Raw genomic sequence first — 15380 nt, forward strand, 5'->3', positions numbered from 1 at the left:
CTTGTCCCGCCGCCGAGACGGGCGGCACGGCTCCTTTCCGCCGGACGCCGTTCTCCTGGTGCCCCCGGCCACCGGTCCCGGCTGTGGAGCCGCCGTCGAGGTCACCGGTTCGTGGGTGTGCCGGCCAGGTCGGCCAGGACCTGGCGGAGCCGCGCGGTGTCCGTGCCCGCCCAGCCCACATATCCGTCCGGGCGGACGAGCTTCAGGGGGCCGCCGGGCTCGGCGGGCGGCGCCACGCGGACCCGGTCCTCCCAGCCGGTGGCGTCGGCGTCGCCGATGAGGACGAAGCGCCCGCCGCGCAGTGACTCGTACAGGCGGGTGCCGTCGGCGAGCGGGATGTCGGCGGCGCGGGTGCCGACCAGGTCGTGGGCGCCGCCGGGCGCGGGGTAGGCGTATCCGACGCCGCTGAGCCGGCCGGTCATCTCGGCGCGGATCCGGGGGACGGACAGCGCGCGGCGTATGACGGCATCGCGAACGGCCCGGGCGGCGCGCGATTTGATCATGGCGCCGCGGATGAGGGCGCCGCTGCCGCGCAGCACCGAGCGGCCGACCGGGTGGCGTTCGGCCTGGTAGGTGTCGAGAAGTTCCTCAGGGGCGCCTCGCAGCACGGCGGCGAGCTTCCAGCCGAGGTTGGCGGCGTCCTGCAGACCGGTGTTCATGCCCTGGCCGCCGGCGGGCGAGTGGACGTGGGCGGCGTCTCCGGCGAGGAAGACCCGGCCGACGCGGTAGTCCGGGACCTGGCGTTCGTCGCTGTGGAAGCGTGACGTCCAGCGGGCGTCGTACATGCCGAAGTCGGTGCCCAGCGCTCGCCTGACGACCTCGCTGACCTCGCCCAGGGTGAGCGGCTCGCTGTCGGGGGCGACGCGCCGGCAGTCCCAGGCGAAGACCCGGTAGTAGCCGTCGCCGAAGGGGGCCATGAAGGCGAAGGCGTCGCCGACGCCGTTGACGGTCAGCAGTTCCGCGGGCGGCTCGGCGACCTTCACGTCGGCGAGCATGATGGACTTCAGGACCGACCTGCCGGGGAAGGGCTGGCCGAGGAGCCGCCGTACCGCGCTGTGGAAGCCGTCGGCGCCCACCGCATAGACCGCACGGTAGGCCGCGTCTTCGGTGGTGACGGTGACGCCGGTGGCGTCTTGGACGAGATCCACGACCGCGGCATTGTGCACGATCTCGGCACCGGCCTTCAGCGCCCGTTCCAGGAGCAGCTTCTCCACGTTGTACTGCGGGGTGATCAGCAGGTAGGGGAAGCGGCTGGGCAGCCCACCCAGGTCGACCTCCGCCCGCCCGAACAACCGCAGCCGTCGCAGGGCCGCACCCGTGGCCGCGAGCCGGTCGGCCAGGCCGCGCGCGTCCAGCTGCTCCAGCGTCCGGGCATGGACCCCGAACGCCCGGGAGAGGTTGGAGATCTCGCCGTCGCGGCGCTCCAGCACCGTGACCGCGATTCCCGCCTCGGCCAGATCACCCGCCAGCAGGAGCCCGGTGGGACCCGCTCCCACGACGATCACCTCGGTCATGACGCCTCCCTCATGTCAACACTTGTTGGTCAACATCCGTTGGCATAACCCAACGCCCCCGCGCCTGGAATGTCAACATCTGTTGGCCTACAGTTGTTGACATGCAGACCAGAGGCCAGGGGCGGCGTTCGGACGCCACCAAGAGAACGATCCTCGCCGCCGCGCGCGAACGCTTCGCGGTCGACGGATACGAACGCGCCACCATCCGGGCCATCGCGGCCGACGCGGACATCGACCCCGCCATGGTCATGCGGTACTTCGGCACCAAGGAGAAGCTCTTCGCCGCGGCCGCCGAGTTCGACCTGCGCCTCCCCGACCTCACGGCGGTACCCCGCGAGGAACTCGGCCGGCGGCTCGCCGCCCACGTGATCGACCGGTGGGACGGCGACGAGACCCTCATGGCGCTGCTGCGCGCCGCGGTCACCCACCCCGCCGCGGCGGACCGCATGCGGGAGGTCTTCGCCGAGCAGCTGGGACCGGCGATCCGGGCGATCGCCCCCGACGACGCCCTCGCCCGCGCCGGTCTCGTCGCCACCCAGGTCCTCGGCGTGGCGCTGACCCGCTACGTCCTGCGCCTGCCCCCGGTCACCGCCATGGACAGGGACACGTTCGTCTCCTGGATAGGCCCCACCCTCCAGCACTACCTCACGGGCTCACCCGAGTAGCCGCCCCGCCGGGCCCGCGTCCAGGTGAAGCCGACCGAGATCGGATAGTGGTCGGAGAGCATGAGGCCCTCCGGGGTCCGGAACGCCGCGTGGTCGTTGCCGTAGGAGGCCGCGGTCAGCGAGACCAGCTCGTCGCCGCGGTACAGGACCTTGTCGACGACCTCGCAGTCGTCCGTCACCGCGGCCTCATCGCAGGTCAGCGCGGCATCGCCCTTCGCCGGGGGCACGCCTCCCCGCACCAGGTCCACCCACGGGTCTGCGAGGCCGTTGGCCGCGGCGAACTCGGCGATCGTGTCGCCCGTCCGCGTGTAGCGGGTGTTCGTGTCGCCCGCCACCACGACGGCGTTGCCCGCCGAACGGGTCTGGATGAACGAGGTGAGCTGGGCCAGGTTCGCCGCGCGTGCCGTCAGGTCGCCGGGCCTGCTTCCCGCGTCGGCGTGCAAGTTGTAGAAGTCGACGCGGACGCCCTTGGCGAGCCGGATCCGCATGAAGGTGAAGCCCTTCGGGGTCAGGCAGTCCCCGGACCCGAGCCAGCAGTCGTCCCACTTGACGCGCTGGAAGGCGTCGACGTCGTAGGGGTGGCCGGACAGCGTGTTCAGCCCGCTGCCGAACCCGGCCCAGCCGCTGGTCGGCGTCCGGTGCGGATGGGTGTCGGCGGCGTACAGGTAAGCGTGGTAGTTGAAGTCCTCCTGGACCTGGACGATGTCGTACGGGCCGAGGCGACGGCCGATCTCGGTCGTGGCGGACTTTCGTTCGGTGGGGGCGCTGGACAGGATCTCGGGCAGCCCCGCCACGTTGTAGGTGAGGACTTCGAAGGCCCCTCCGGCGTGCGCCGGATAGGGCTCGGCGGCACCCGCGGCGGTGGCCGTGACCGCCGGGAGAAGCAGGGAGACCGCCAGTGTGACGAGACGCCGTGACTTCGTTCTCATGGTCGCAATCTGAGGGACGGCCGCCGGCTTGGCAAGGGCTCGGGCCGACCGGGCGACGGATCCTCGGCCGGGCACCCCGCGCGAATCGAAGAGGGCCTTCACACGTGCGGACGGGCATGGTACTCACCAAGGAACGCGAAATATATTCGCCTCTTGAAGGGTGCCCGCCATGTCCCGCAGCGACCCGGTCTCCCGAACCCTCCTTTCCGTCCTGACGGCACTGACCGTCGTCGCCGGCCTCCTCCACGGCCCCCCGCCCGCCTCCGCCGCTCCGGACGGAGACGGCGTCAACGTCAGCGGCGAGCCCTTCCAGGGCACCACCGCGGACGGGCAGGTGCGCGGCTATGCCGATCTGCACAGTCATCTGATGTCGTACGAGGGGTTCGGCGGGAGCCTCATGTGCGGTGAGGTGTTCGACCCGCGCGGTGTCCAGGAGGCCCTGCGAGACTGCCCCGACCACGGCACCGACGGTGCCTCGGCCTGGTTCGAGAACCTCGTCAGCACGGGCGACCTGGCCGGGAGGCACGACACCACCGGCTGGCCGACCTTCAAGGACTGGCCCAGCTGGAGGTCGCGCACCCACCAGCAGACCTATTACAAGTGGATCGAGCGGTCCTGGCGGGCCGGGCAGCGGATCCTGGTCAACCACCTGGTGTCCAACCGCACGCTCTGCGAGGCCTACCCGCTGAAGAAGTACTCCTGCGACGAGATGGACTCGATCCGGCTCCAGGCACGGCGCACCTACGAACTCCAGGACTACGTCGACGGGCTGAGCGGCGGTCCGGGCCGGGGATGGTTCCGCGTCGTCCGGAGCCCGTCCGAGGCCCGCGAGGTCATCGAGCGGGGCAAGCTCGCCGTCGTCCTGGGCGTCGAGACCTCCGAGCCGTTCGGGTGCCGTCAGATCGGCGGGCGGTCCCAGTGCACCGAGAAGCAGATCGACGACGGCCTGGACGAGATGCGGCGCCTCGGGGTCAGCTCCATGTTCCTGTGCCACAAGTTCGACAATGCGCTGTGCGGCATCCGCTTCGACGGCGGCACCACCGGCCTGATCGTCAACATCGGTAACTTCCTGGGAACCCGCCGCTTCTGGCAGGCCGACACCTGCACCGGGCCCGAGCACGACAACACGATCGCGCCGGCGAACGACCTCACCGCCGCCCTCTCCGGCCCGTTGGCGTACCTGAGGCCGCTCGGCGTCACCCTGCCGGTCTATCCGCGGCCTCCGCACTGCAACGTCAAGGGCCTCACCGACCTCGGCGCCCACGCGGTCAAAGGCATGATCGAACGGGGGATGATCGTCGAGGTCGACCACATGAGCGCCAAAGCGGCCGACCGGGCCCTGTCCCTCCTGGAGGAGGCTCGCTACCCCGGAGTGGTCTCCAGCCACAGCTGGACCGACCTCGGCTACGCCCGCCGCGTGCACCGGCTCGGCGGAATGCTCACCTCCTACGCGTCCCCCGCCGACGACTTCACCTCCAGATGGCGCCGCGTCAAGCAGACGAGCGACCCCGGCCGGTTCTTCGGCTACGGCTACGGCCTGGACGCCAACGGTATGGGCGCACTCCCGCCCCCGCGCGACGGCAACGGATCCGACCCCGTGCGCTACCCCTTCACCTCGCCGTTCGACCCGGACGTGACCCTCGACCGCCAGCGAACCGGCGAACGCACCTGGGACGTCAACACCGAAGGCGTCGCCAACTACGGCCTGGTCCCCGACTGGCTTGCCGACGTGCGCAATGTCGGCGGCGAAGAGATCGTCACCGACCTGTCCCGCGGCGCGGAGGCCTACCTCCGCATGTGGGCGGCCACCCGCCCCTGACGTCGGGGGAAGGGACGGCCCCGCCCGCGGTGGGCGGGGCCGTCCCGGGATCTACGGCGTCGGCCTCTCGGCGGACGCCGGTGCAGGGGCGTAGCCGGCGGCCCGGGTCGTGAAGGTGCCACGGCCCTGGGTGCGGCTGCGCAGCCGGGACGCGTAGCCGAACAACTCGGCCAGCGGCACGGTCGCCGTGACCACTGCGGTGCCGGACCGGGCGGCCTGGCCCGAGACCCGGCCGCGCCGTGCCGCCAGGTCGCCGAGCACCGCGCCGACGGCGTCGTCGGGCACGGTGACCGTCACCTCGGCCACCGGTTCCAGCAGCGCCATCGCGCTCGCGCGCAGTGCCTGCCGCAGCCCGAAACGGCCGGCCGTCCGGAACGCCATCTCCGACGAGTCCTTGGAGTGCGTGGCCCCGTCGGTCAGCGTCACCCGCAGACCCGTCACCGGGTGGCCCCCGAGGGGGCCTTCGGCGAGGGCGTCCCGGCAGCCGGCTTCCACCGCGCGGGCGTACTCCTGCGGAACCCGTCCGCCGGTCACCGTCGACCGGAACGCGAAGCCCGAGACTTCGTCGTCGGGCTCCAGCGGCTCGACGTCGAGGACCACGTGCGCGAACTGCCCCGCGCCTCCGTCCTGTTTGACGTGCCGGTACACCAGGCCGGACACGCCGCGCACGACGGTTTCGCGGTACGCCACCTGCGGCCGGCCGACGCCGACGTCCAGGCCGTGGGAGCGGCGGATCTTCTCCACCGCCACCTCCAGATGCAGCTCGCCCATGCCCGACAGCACCGTCTGGCCGGTCTCGGCGTCCGTGCGGACGGCGAGGGAGGGATCCTCCTCGACCAGGCGCGCCAGCGCCGTGGCCAGCCGGTCGGTGTCCAGGCGCCTGCGCGCCTCGACCGCCACCGAGACCACCGGGTCCGCGGCCGCGGGCGGTTCGAGCAGCAGCGGCGCGGCCGGAGCGCACAGGGTCGCGCCGACGCGGACGGCCTTCAGCCCGACCAGCGCGACGATGTCCCCGGCCACCGCCCGGTCCGCCTCCGTGTGCCGGTCGGCCTGTACGCGCAGGATCCGGCCGATCCGCTCCGCACGGCGTGTTCCCGCGTCCAGCACGGCGTCTCCCTTCTGAATCGTTCCGGCGTACACGCGTACGTACGTCAGCCGCCCCGTCGCGGTCGAGTTCACCTTGAACGCCAGTCCCACGAACGGATCGGCCGGGTCGGCTGCCCGCTCCTGCGTCGCGCCGTCCCAAGTGCCCCGTACCGGGGGCACGTCGAGCGGCGAGGGAAGGTACGCGACCACGGCTTCCAGCAGCGGCTCGATGCCGCAGTCGCGGTACGCCGATCCGCACAGCACCACGACGGCCTCGCCGCTGCGGGTCAGGTCTCGCAGCACCCTGGTGAAGGTCTCGCCGGAGATCGTGTCACGCGCGTAGAACTCCTCCAGCGCGGTCGGGTGCAGTTCGGCCGCTTCCTCCTCCAGCAGACGGCGTCGCCGTTCCGCCTCTTCCCGCAGGGCGTCGGGCACCGGTCCGTCCTCATACGCGTCGCGGTCGGCGCTCCAGGTCAACGCGCGCATGCGGAGCAGATCCACCACCCCGGTGAATCCGGCCTCCCGCCCGATGGGCAGCTGGACCACCAGCGGGACGGTCCTCAGCCGTTCCCGGATCGACCGGACCGCGGTGTCGAGGTCCGCCCCGGCGCGATCCAGCTTGTTGACGAACGCGATCCGGGGCACGGCGTGCCGGTCGGCCTGCCGCCACACCGCCTCGCTCTGCGGTTCGACGCCCGCGACGGCGTCGAACACCGCGATCGCGCCGTCGAGCACGCGCAGCGAACGCTCCACCTCGTCGGAGAAGTCGACGTGGCCGGGCGTGTCGATCAGGTTGATCCGGTGGCCGTCCCAGACGCAGCTCACCGCCGCGGCGAAAATGGTGATGCCCCGGTCGCGCTCCTGCGGGTCGAAGTCGGTGACGGTCGTCCCTTCGTGGACTTCGCCTCGCTTGTGGGTCGCTCCGGTGAGGTAGAGGATCCGTTCGGTGACGGTGGTCTTTCCCGCGTCGACGTGGGCGAGGATGCCCAGATTCCGGACGCGGGTCAGCAGGTCGGCGTGGACGGTTCGGTGTCGTGGTTCGGTGCGCACGGCCCAGGGCCTTTCGAAGTGCTGGAGAGCGGGCAGCGCGATTCCCGTACGAACAGCTCGGATTCCCGCCCTGTCGGACGCGGGCCCGTCAGGACATGCCGCGTCGGCGACCCGGCGGTCGCCTCGGGATGCGGACAGGGGTCAGGCGTTCGTCACGGACTTCCGGTGGCGGCCGCGCAGCCGGCACCGGGCACACGGAGACACCGAGATCACGTCGTACCGTGACCGGGGAGAGACTGCGGCGGCACGACAACGCATGGCCTGGCTCCCCCTCACTGGTCGAGATGATCCGCGGTGCCGCTCGCACCGCACCGACCCGAGTGTAGAGAGACGAACCGGTCCGCCGACACCGGTTTTTCTGCGGCGGTTCGTCCGGTCGAAACGGCGTCGCCTACAGACGCGGACATCAGAGGACCGCGCTCGGCCGGTTCAAGAGAAATACTGGTGTGGTCCCGGTTCGGGAGCAGAAGGGGGACGCGGATGTTCGGGGAAGGACGGTGGCCCGTCGCGCTGCCGGTCGTTCAGGCGCCGATGGCGGGCGGAGCGGCGACTCCGGAGCTGGTCGCGGCGGTCTGCGGGGCGGGCGGTCTCGGGTTCCTGGCCGCCGGGTACAAGACGGCCGGGCGGATGCGCGCCGAGATCGAGCGGACGCGCGCTCTGACGTCCCGGCCGTTCGGCGTCAACGTGTTCCTGCCGACGGCCGACGAGGCGGATCCCGCGGAACTCGACGCCTACGCCCGGATGATCGAGCCTGAAGCGCGGCGGCTGGAGACCGCTCTAGGCGCGCCGGCCGCCGGAGACGACGGGTACACCGACAAGATCAGGGATCTGCTCGCCGACCCGCCCGCAGTCGTCGGCTTCACCTTCGGCCTCCCCGATCCGGAGACCGTCCGGGCCTTTCGGGACCGGGGGACGCTCGTCCTGGCCACGGTGACGTCCGCGGCCGAGGCGCACGAGGTGCAGCAGGCCTCCGCCGCCGACGCGGTGTGCGTCCAGGGCGCGGAGGCCGGCGGGCACCGGGGCTCGTTCACCAACGCCGGCCTGGAGGGAACGGGCCTGGACCGGCTGCTCTCCGAAGTGCGCGCCGTCACGCGGCTTCCTCTGATCGCCGCGGGGGGAATCTCCTCCGGCGCGGACGTCGCCCGAGCCCTGGCCGCCGGCGCTTCGGCGGCGATGGCGGGGACGGCCTTCCTCCTGTGCCCCGAGAGCGGCACCGGGGAGACCCACCGGCGGGCGCTGACCGATCCCCGTTTCGACCGCACCGCGATGACCCGCGCCTTCACCGGCCGTCCGGCCCGCGGCCTCGCCAACCGCTTCCTCGCCGCCTACTCCGATCGCGCACCCGCCGCCTACCCCCAGGTCCACCATCTGACCGCGCCCCTGCGCAAGGCCGCCGCCGAACGGGGCGACGCCGACACCTTGCACCTGTGGGCGGGCACCTCATGGCAGAAGGCGCGGGCCGTCCCCGCCGCGGCCGTCGTGGCCGACCTGGCGCGCCTCTGAGCCGTCCTCCGGCGGGCCGGAAGGAGCGTCAGGCGGGCGGGCCGAGGCCGCCGGGCCTGTACGCCTCGCCGGTCGCGAGCCGGTTCACTCCGGCAGCGCCTCCGGACTCCCGTCCCCGTACCAGTCGTCGAGCGCGAGATCGAGGGCCGCCAGATCGGGATGGTCGAGGAGGTCCTCGTACCCGGTCCGCTCCTCGTCCCGCAGCGCGAGCTGCCGCATCCTCGCGTTCACGACCCGCACGACATCACCGGTGGCCTGATGCCACTGCTCGGCGATCTCCCTCATCCGCGCGATCTCTTCATCCCTCATATCTCATACACCTACCCGCCCAGATCCACATGAACTCCTGGCCTGGTCGCCGGATCGCGCTGCCGGGCGCAGGACAGGGCGAGGATCCCCTCGCGGGCGGTCTTCAGGTCGGGCACACACCGGCTTTCGCCGGGGTGATGGTCACCTTCAGGCGGGTGAAGGCCTGGAGGCCCTCCCTGCCGCCCTCGTAGCCGTAGCCGCTCTCGGAGCGGCCGGAGAGGGGGGAGGCGGGATCGGCGCCGGAGGCCGAGTTGATGGAGACGCGGCCGGCGTTCAGGCGGGGGGCCAGGGCGCGCATGCGGGGTTCGGGGCCGAAGAGGAAGGCGCCCAGGGCGTAGGGGGTGGAGCCGGCCAGGGCCACCGCTTCGGATTCCGTGGTGAAGGTCTGGAGGGGGATCAAGGGGCCGAAGGGCTCCTCGGCGAGGATGCGGGCCGTGGCGGGAACGTCGGTGAGGACCGTCGGCGGGTAGTAGTAGCCGGGGTGGTCGGGGACGCGGCCGCCTGAACGGAGGACGGCGCCGCGGGTGACGGCGTCCTGGACCAGGGCGTGGACTTCGGCGCGGCGGGACTCGGTGTGCAGGGGGCCCAGGGTTGCGTGGGTGCCCGAGGGGTCGCACTCCAGGGCGGGGAGGGCGGCCAGGAGGCGGGCGAGGAAAGCGGAGGCGGCGCTCTCGGCCACCAGGAAGCGGCTGGGAGCGGCGCAGCTCTGGCCCGCGGAGCCGAACTTCATGGGGACCAGGGCGGAGACCGCCGCGTCGAGGTCGGCGTCGGCGGTGACTATGGCGGGGGCGTGGCCGCCCAGTTCCAGGACGCACTGGGCCAGGGTCTCGGCGGCGGCGGCGGCCACCAGGCGGCCGGTGCGGGTGGAGCCGGTGAAGCTGACCGTGCGGAACTCGGGCCGGCGGACCAGGGCGGCGGCTCCGCCGGGCGTGGTGAAGGCGAGTCGCAGCACGCCCTCGGGGAGGCCGGCCTCCGTCGCGGCGGCGGTGAAGGCGCGGACCACCGAGGGGGTCGTCTCGGGCGCCTTCAGGACGACGGGACAGCCCATCGCCAGGGCGGCGCCCGCCTTGCGGGCCGTGACGACCGCGGGGAAGTTCGACGGGACGATCGCCAGCACGGGCCCGGCGGGTTCGGCGGTGACCTCCCGGATGAGGCCGGAATCCTCGAGGTCTTCGAGGACCACGGGGCGCAGGACGTCCTCGGCGTGCCCGGCGATCCACAGGAGCGTCTCGCAGGCGCGGGCGAGTTCGGCGCGGGCCTCGAGGAGGGTCTTGCCCGATTCCAGAGCGAAGCGCGGGGCGATGGCGGGGGCCCGCCCGGCCAGTACGCGGGCCGTCCCGGCGAGGATCTCGGCGCGGCGGCGCGGGGGGACGCGGGACCAGGCCCCGAAGGCTCCCGCGGCCCGTTGTGCCAGGCCGGGGGCGTCCCGCTCCGCCATGAGCGGGAGCTCCTCGATCACTTCACCGGTGCGGGGGTCGCGTACTGGCGCGAGCGTGGTCATGACGGCTCCTCAGCTCCAGGTCACGACGGTCTGGTCGTCGATGAAGCCCATCATCGCGGCCAGGGTCGTGCGGGTCTGGGCGGCGGCGGTGTTCGGCTCGACCGCGTGGACGTGGGCGCCGTTGAAGACGTACACGTCGCCGGTGCGGACCTCGACCCACTGGGCCTCGTACTCCGAGAGGGACTCCAGCGGGTAGGGCGAGCCGGTGAACTCGACGTCCAGGGCGCGCTTGCTCTCCACGTCGGGCCTGACGTTCCAGTAGACGAGCCGGCCGCCCTCGCTGTCGTTCTCGAGGCAGATGTTGAGGGCCGCGACCTGGTGGTCGACGACGTGGCGGCGTTCGAAGTCGGCCATCTGCGGGTCGGCGCACTGGGAGTCGTCGTCGTGCGGGTCGAGCGCGAACTCGCCGGCGCCGTGCCAGGAGCGCAGCAGGGCGATCGCGGCGGACCTGCCGCCGTGGGAGGCGGGCCGCACGTGCGCGCCCTCGCGCGCCAGGACGTCTCCGAGTCCGGCGTAGAACCGCCTCATCGGGTCGCCGGGCATGTCGAGCAGATCGCGCAGGATGGGATTGACCCGTTCGGACTCGTCGAGGTACCGGGCGGTCGGCTTGTTCCACGAGTAGGCCCCGAGGTAGAAGCCGGGGGCCTCGACGCCGCGGACCTTGCGGTGCGGGCTGGCCCAGAACCGGTCGGTGACCGCGTCGCAGACGTCCCGGGGCACCATGCCGCGGAACATCACGATGGCCGCCCGGCCGTGCAGGACGTCCAGCACCGCCTCGGGGACGAACCCGTCGTACTCACGCATCGTGAAGTAGTCGGGGGAACCGGACCAGCCGGTGATCGGCCGGGCCTGTACGACGTTGCTCATCGGACCTTCTCCATTTCCAGTGCGAACTGCGATTCCTGTGTGGTGACGTCCTCGCCGGCGGGCGGAGCGGCGTCGGGTTCCGCCTCGGGCCCACCGGCCTGGACGGGCGATCTGAGCGCCAGCACCGCGGCCACCGGCCCGATCAGCGCGACCGCGCCGCACAGCAGCCAGGTGGTCGTCAGCCCGAGGACGAGCGAGAGTCCGCCGAACAGGGCGATCGAGGCGGGCACGGTGGCGATGCCCGCGAGCGACAGCATGGACATGGCCGCCCCCATCCGGGCGCGGGGCGCGGCCTGCTGGTAGAGGGTGACGATCGTCGGCCCGTTGAAGCCGGACAGCACGCCGACCGCGAACCCGACGGCCGACAGCGCGAGGACGCTCGGCATGAGCGACATCGCGGCGATGCCGACCGCGATCCCCGCCCCGGTGGCGACGAGCCTGATCCACAGCGGGATCCGGTGCGCGATCATGGTGCCCGCGAGCCCGGTGAGCAGGGCGCCGGCGCTGAACGCGGCGACCGCGATCCCGATCGCCTCCACGCCCCAGTCCCGCTCCCGGGCGAGGACGGGCAGCGCGACCTCCACCGGCCAGCCGAACGACATGTCGAGGCAGAAGGCGCAGACGAACATCCAGCGCAGCCGGGCGTTGCCGGCCAGGAGCCGCAGCCCGTCGCCGGACCGCCGCAGCAGGCTCTCGCCCCGCTGCGGCGCGGGCTCGGGGAACCCCTTCGTGACGTACACGAGCGACCCGAACGACACCGCGCACGTGAGGGTCACGAGGGCGAGCGCGTGCCAGATCTCGCCGACCCCGATGAGCGCCGCGCCGAGCGGCGTCCCGATGATCGGTGAGAGCCGCAGGACCGTCGCGTACAGGGAGTTGGCCCGGTCGAGCCGGTCCCCGTCGGCCAGTTCGGGGATGAGCGACCCGAAGGACGGGCTGCCGAGCCCGAGCAGCGCGCCCTCGACGGCGGCCAGGACGACCAGGGGCCAGAACGCGTCGACCGTGAGCATCGTGGCGGCGCCCGCCGCCAGCAGGACGGCCCTGGCGGAGGTGGTGCGCAGCAGGACGAAGCGCGGCCCGTGGAGGTCGGCGAAGGCCCCTCCGAAGATCAGCGCGAGCGCGCGGGGGACGGCGGCCGCGAGGGTGAGCAGCGTGATCGCGCCCGCTCCCCCGTGCTGGACGGCGGTCCAGGCCAGCGCGACGATCAGGGCGTAGTCGCCGGTGAGCGCCAGTCCCTGGCCGAGGACGAGCGCGACGAGCCTGCCCCACGGGGTCGGCGGCCGCGTGTCGGGATCGGATACGGCGGTGGTCGTCATGGGGTCACCTGTTCCAGTCGGGAAGCTGACGGGGATTGCGTTCGTTCCGGTCGGGCAGGCGCAGCCAGGCGGTGCCGCGGCCACCGCGCAGGGCGCTGTCGACCGCGCGGGCGACGGCGAGGCATTCGGTGACCGCCACGGAGCGGCAGCCGCGGGGCGGCGTGCCGTCGGAGGTGATCTCCGCGTGCCCGCCCAGGTAGCCGCGGCCGAGGCCGGAGAGGGTCCGCGCCATCGCCCGGATCGCCGTGGCCCGGTGCGGGGACGAGGTCAGCAGCGGCAGTTCGGACGGGGTGAAGCGGGCGTGCACGGCGCGGGCCGCGGCCGGGCGCTCCGTCGGGTCGACCGCGCACCAGCGGGAGGGCTGCGGTCTCACGGCCTCTCTCCGATCGTCTCCGGGACGCGCCCCGGGACCCGTTCAGGGGCGTCCGGCCGCCAGACGTCCTCGGCGGAGAGCGCGGCGACGTCGTACTTGCCGAGCGCGCTGACGATCAGCCGGACCTCGGCGGCGAGGCATTCGGCGAGCCGGACGAGTCCGTGCCCGGGGTCCTCGTCGACGGCGAGCAGCGCGGCCCTGCCCAGTCCCGCGGCCCGCGCGCCGAGGGCGAGGGCGCGGACGACCCGGGTGCCCTCCCACATCCGGCCGGAGGCCAGCAGGCAGCCCTCGGGCTCGCCGATCCGGCGCAGGCATTCGGCGAGCGGCAGCCCGACCTGGTCGAGGAAGGCGCGGGGCGCCCAGCCGGTGCCGCCCTCGGCTCCGTCGACGGTGACGGCGTCCGCGCCCGCCCGCCAGGCGGTGCGGGCGGCGGCGGCGACGTCGCGGCCCGGCGGGAGCTTCACCCACACGCGGGCGCGCGGGTAGTTGTTGCGCATGAACCGCACCTGCTGGCGGACGATCTCCTCGGTGAACGTGCCGGGAGTCGCGCTGCGCAGATACCGGCCGGCGTCGGCGCCGAAGACGTCCTGGACGGCGAACGCCCGGGCGGCCCGCGCGGCCTCCTCGGCGTCGAGCACCGTCATGCCGCCGAGTCCTGGTTTGGCGCCCTGGCCGATCTTCAGCTCGAAGCCGAGCCGTCCCGAGTGAAGGAGTTCCTGGGAGGCCGGGTCGCTGTAGACGAGGTTCCAGACCTCCGAGTCGGCGTCCTCGGTGCTCTGCTGCACCACGATGCCGCCGGTTCCGCCGTCGCCCGCCTCGGCGTAGGCGCGGATCCTGGCGAGCAGCGGCGACGGCGCCCCGGTCCGCCGGTAACCGTGGACGGGCACCATGTTCTCGCCGATGACCATGGGGATGCCGAGCCGGGCCGCCTGGCGGCTCGCGGCGACGCTCAGGTCGCCGCTGCCCGCTCGGGTGGACCCGAACGCCGACAGGTAGACCGGCAGCGCCGAGCGGAGACCTCCGATCTCGGTGGAGAGGTCCACATCGTCGGGCATCGGCTCGCGGCCGAGTTCGATGAGCTTCTCCAGGCGCCGCGGCATGAAGACCGGCGGGACGATCCGCGTCCGGTCGAGTTCATCGCCCGCCGTCTCGGGCGCTCCGCCGAACAGCTCAGTGCCGTAGGCGTCGGCCGCGGGGAACGCCTCGGCCGCTCCGCGCCGGGCGCGGGCGCGCACCTCCCGTTCGGGGAAGCCCGCGGCGCGCAGCGCGGTCACGGGGCCACCACCCCGGGCAGCTTCGGGTAGGCGCTGACCTTCCAGACGGCGTCGAGCCCGGTGAGGAAGCGCACCAGCCGCTCGACCCCCATCCCGAAGCCCGAGCCGAACGGGATGCCGTCCTTGACGTTGCGCAGGTACCAGTCGTACTTGGCGGGGTTCTCGGCGCTCTCCCGCATGCGGGCGATCATGGTCGCGTAGTCGCTCTCGCGCTCGCTGCCGCTGACCAGCTCGCCGTAGCCGCCGTGCGCGATCAGGTCGAAGTTGCGCAGCGTGCCGGGCTCGTGCGCGTTCTCCCGGTCGTAGAAGCCGCGCGAGCCCTTGGGGTAGTCGGTGATGAAGAACGGGCGGGCCGTCTGCTCCGAGAGGGTCCGCTCCCCCACCCAGTCGATCTCGGCGTCGGGGCTCTGCGGGTGGCCCTGGTCCCGGAGCCGGGCGACCGCCTCGGCGTGCGTGAGGACGCCGAAGGGCGAGGCGAGCAGCTCGGCGAAGAACCCCGGCTCCCGGCCGAGGTCGCGCAGGACGCCGGGGACCCGCTCGCAGACCCGGGTGACGACGTGTTTGAGCAGCCCAGAGGCGGTCTCCATGGCCTCCTCCCGGGAGGCTCCGGCGATCTCCACGTCGATCTGGTGGAACTCCACGAGGTGCCGGCCGGTCGTCGCGGTCTCCGGCGGCTCGATCCGGACGTTCGGCGCGATGAAGAAGAGCCGCTCGAAGCCCCGCAGCGACACCTGCTTGTACAGGTACGCGCTGGTCATCAGCTTGTACGGGTGGCCGTAGTAGTCGACGTCGATCGGTTTGGCCCCGCGTGCGCCCGGATCTGTCACCGGCCCCATCAGCGGGGGCAGCAGCTCGACGAAACCGTGGTCGCGAAGGAACTCCCGGGCCGCGTGCAGCGCCTCCTGCTGTACGAGCATCGCCGACCTGAGGGCCGGAGTGCGCAGATGTTCACCGAGCGGCGACGGCCCCTGGACCGTCGTGCCGGCGATGTCTCCGTGGTGCATCACGCCTCCCGAATTTCCGCGGACGACCGCCTTTTCTGAATGTCACGGTAGGAGCGGAAGGCCGAGGGAGAAGGAGGTCGGCGCGGCAGGAAGGCGGCAGGAGCGGTCCGGGAGGACGGCCCGGAAAGGGCGATGGCGGCCCGCCGCGCGTGGTGCGCGTCCGGGCCGCC

At 72.8% G+C, this 15380-nt stretch carries 13 protein-coding genes; 3 read left to right on the forward strand and 10 right to left on the reverse strand.

All coding sequences use genetic code 11. The features are described 5' to 3' along the window. Positions 1–101: 101 nt before the first annotated feature. Entirely contained in the window at positions 102–1514 is a 1413-nt protein-coding gene (locus ABD327_RS31365; protein WP_344455966.1) for an FAD-dependent monooxygenase, read from the reverse strand. A 101-nt stretch (positions 1515–1615) separates the two neighbouring features. Between ABD327_RS31365 and ABD327_RS31370 the strand changes: the two genes are divergently transcribed. Next, entirely contained in the window at positions 1616–2179 is a 564-nt protein-coding gene (locus ABD327_RS31370) for a TetR/AcrR family transcriptional regulator (RefSeq protein WP_344455968.1), read from the forward strand. Here ABD327_RS31370 and ABD327_RS31375 read toward each other — a convergent pair. Next, the gene (locus ABD327_RS31375; protein ID WP_344455970.1) at positions 2155–3108 is read right to left on the reverse strand and encodes an exonuclease/endonuclease/phosphatase family protein; all 954 of its coding nucleotides are present in this window, start codon (positions 3106–3108) and stop codon (positions 2155–2157) included. The genes ABD327_RS31370 and ABD327_RS31375 overlap by 25 nt on opposite strands. A 169-nt stretch (positions 3109–3277) precedes the next feature. Between ABD327_RS31375 and ABD327_RS31380 the strand changes: the two genes are divergently transcribed. Next, on the forward strand, positions 3278–4927 hold the full coding sequence (locus tag ABD327_RS31380) for a Coagulation factor 5/8 type domain-containing protein (protein ID WP_344455972.1): 1650 nt from the start codon (positions 3278–3280) through the stop codon (positions 4925–4927). Between the two features lie 51 nt (positions 4928–4978). On the opposite strand, the gene fusA is transcribed toward ABD327_RS31380, so the two are convergent. After that, entirely contained in the window at positions 4979–7063 is a 2085-nt protein-coding gene (gene fusA, locus ABD327_RS31385) for an elongation factor G (RefSeq protein ID WP_344455974.1), read from the reverse strand. A gap of 480 nt (positions 7064–7543) precedes the next feature. On the opposite strand from fusA, the gene ABD327_RS31390 reads away from it, so the two are divergent. Further along, entirely contained in the window at positions 7544–8566 is a 1023-nt protein-coding gene (locus tag ABD327_RS31390; RefSeq protein WP_344455976.1) for a nitronate monooxygenase, read from the forward strand. 84 nt (positions 8567–8650) lie between these two features. Here the strand turns inward: ABD327_RS31390 and ABD327_RS31395 are convergent, their stop codons facing one another. The 7 genes from ABD327_RS31395 to ABD327_RS31425 all read right to left on the reverse strand — a co-directional run bounded on the left by ABD327_RS31395 (position 8651) and on the right by ABD327_RS31425 (position 15210). Next, the gene (locus ABD327_RS31395) at positions 8651–8875 is read right to left on the reverse strand and encodes a hypothetical protein (protein ID WP_344455978.1); all 225 of its coding nucleotides are present in this window, start codon (positions 8873–8875) and stop codon (positions 8651–8653) included. A gap of 103 nt (positions 8876–8978) precedes the next feature. Next, positions 8979–10376: an aldehyde dehydrogenase family protein gene (locus ABD327_RS31400; protein ID WP_344455980.1), complete on the reverse strand. Its 1398-nt coding sequence runs from the start codon at positions 10374–10376 to the stop codon at positions 8979–8981. 9 nt (positions 10377–10385) lie between these two features. Then, positions 10386–11243 carry a 2OG-Fe(II)-dependent halogenase WelO5 family protein gene (locus tag ABD327_RS31405; protein WP_344455982.1) on the reverse strand — a complete coding sequence of 286 codons (858 nt, stop codon included), beginning with the start codon at positions 11241–11243 and terminating at the stop codon, positions 10386–10388. Continuing rightward, positions 11240–12559, reverse strand: a complete 1320-nt coding sequence (locus ABD327_RS31410; protein ID WP_344455985.1) for an MFS transporter — start codon at positions 12557–12559, stop codon at positions 11240–11242. Before ABD327_RS31410 ends, ABD327_RS31405 begins: the two co-directional genes overlap by 4 nt. Positions 12560–12563: 4 nt before the next feature. Next, the gene (locus tag ABD327_RS31415; protein ID WP_344455987.1) at positions 12564–12932 is read right to left on the reverse strand and encodes a hypothetical protein; all 369 of its coding nucleotides are present in this window, start codon (positions 12930–12932) and stop codon (positions 12564–12566) included. Then, positions 12929–14206, reverse strand: coding sequence for a glutamate synthase-related protein (locus tag ABD327_RS31420; RefSeq protein WP_344455989.1), 1278 nt, complete (start codon positions 14204–14206; stop codon positions 12929–12931). The genes ABD327_RS31415 and ABD327_RS31420 overlap by 4 nt, the downstream gene beginning before the upstream one ends. Continuing rightward, on the reverse strand, positions 14203–15210 hold the full coding sequence (locus tag ABD327_RS31425) for an asparagine synthetase A (RefSeq protein WP_344455991.1): 1008 nt from the start codon (positions 15208–15210) through the stop codon (positions 14203–14205). Before ABD327_RS31425 ends, ABD327_RS31420 begins: the two co-directional genes overlap by 4 nt. Positions 15211–15380: the final 170 nt, after the last annotated feature.

The organism is Actinocorallia aurantiaca (genome assembly GCF_039533685.1).
In the GTDB taxonomy this organism is placed as follows: domain Bacteria; phylum Actinomycetota; class Actinomycetes; order Streptosporangiales; family Streptosporangiaceae; genus Actinocorallia; species Actinocorallia aurantiaca.

What these genes read in the sequence shown, in the direction of transcription:
- ABD327_RS31365 (WP_344455966.1), bottom strand. Translation starts at nt 1,514, where the DNA reads ATGACCGAGGTGATCGTCGTGGGAGCGGGTCCCACCGGGCTCCTGCTG.
- ABD327_RS31370 (WP_344455968.1), top strand. Translation starts at nt 1,616, where the DNA reads ATGCAGACCAGAGGCCAGGGGCGGCGTTCGGACGCCACCAAGAGAACG.
- ABD327_RS31375 (WP_344455970.1), bottom strand. Translation starts at nt 3,108, where the DNA reads ATGAGAACGAAGTCACGGCGTCTCGTCACACTGGCGGTCTCCCTGCTT.
- ABD327_RS31380 (WP_344455972.1), top strand. Translation starts at nt 3,278, where the DNA reads ATGTCCCGCAGCGACCCGGTCTCCCGAACCCTCCTTTCCGTCCTGACG.
- ABD327_RS31390 (WP_344455976.1), top strand. Translation starts at nt 7,544, where the DNA reads ATGTTCGGGGAAGGACGGTGGCCCGTCGCGCTGCCGGTCGTTCAGGCG.
- ABD327_RS31395 (WP_344455978.1), bottom strand. Translation starts at nt 8,875, where the DNA reads ATGAGGGATGAAGAGATCGCGCGGATGAGGGAGATCGCCGAGCAGTGG.
- ABD327_RS31400 (WP_344455980.1), bottom strand. Translation starts at nt 10,376, where the DNA reads ATGACCACGCTCGCGCCAGTACGCGACCCCCGCACCGGTGAAGTGATC.
- ABD327_RS31405 (WP_344455982.1), bottom strand. Translation starts at nt 11,243, where the DNA reads ATGAGCAACGTCGTACAGGCCCGGCCGATCACCGGCTGGTCCGGTTCC.
- ABD327_RS31410 (WP_344455985.1), bottom strand. Translation starts at nt 12,559, where the DNA reads ATGACGACCACCGCCGTATCCGATCCCGACACGCGGCCGCCGACCCCG.
- ABD327_RS31425 (WP_344455991.1), bottom strand. Translation starts at nt 15,210, where the DNA reads ATGCACCACGGAGACATCGCCGGCACGACGGTCCAGGGGCCGTCGCCG.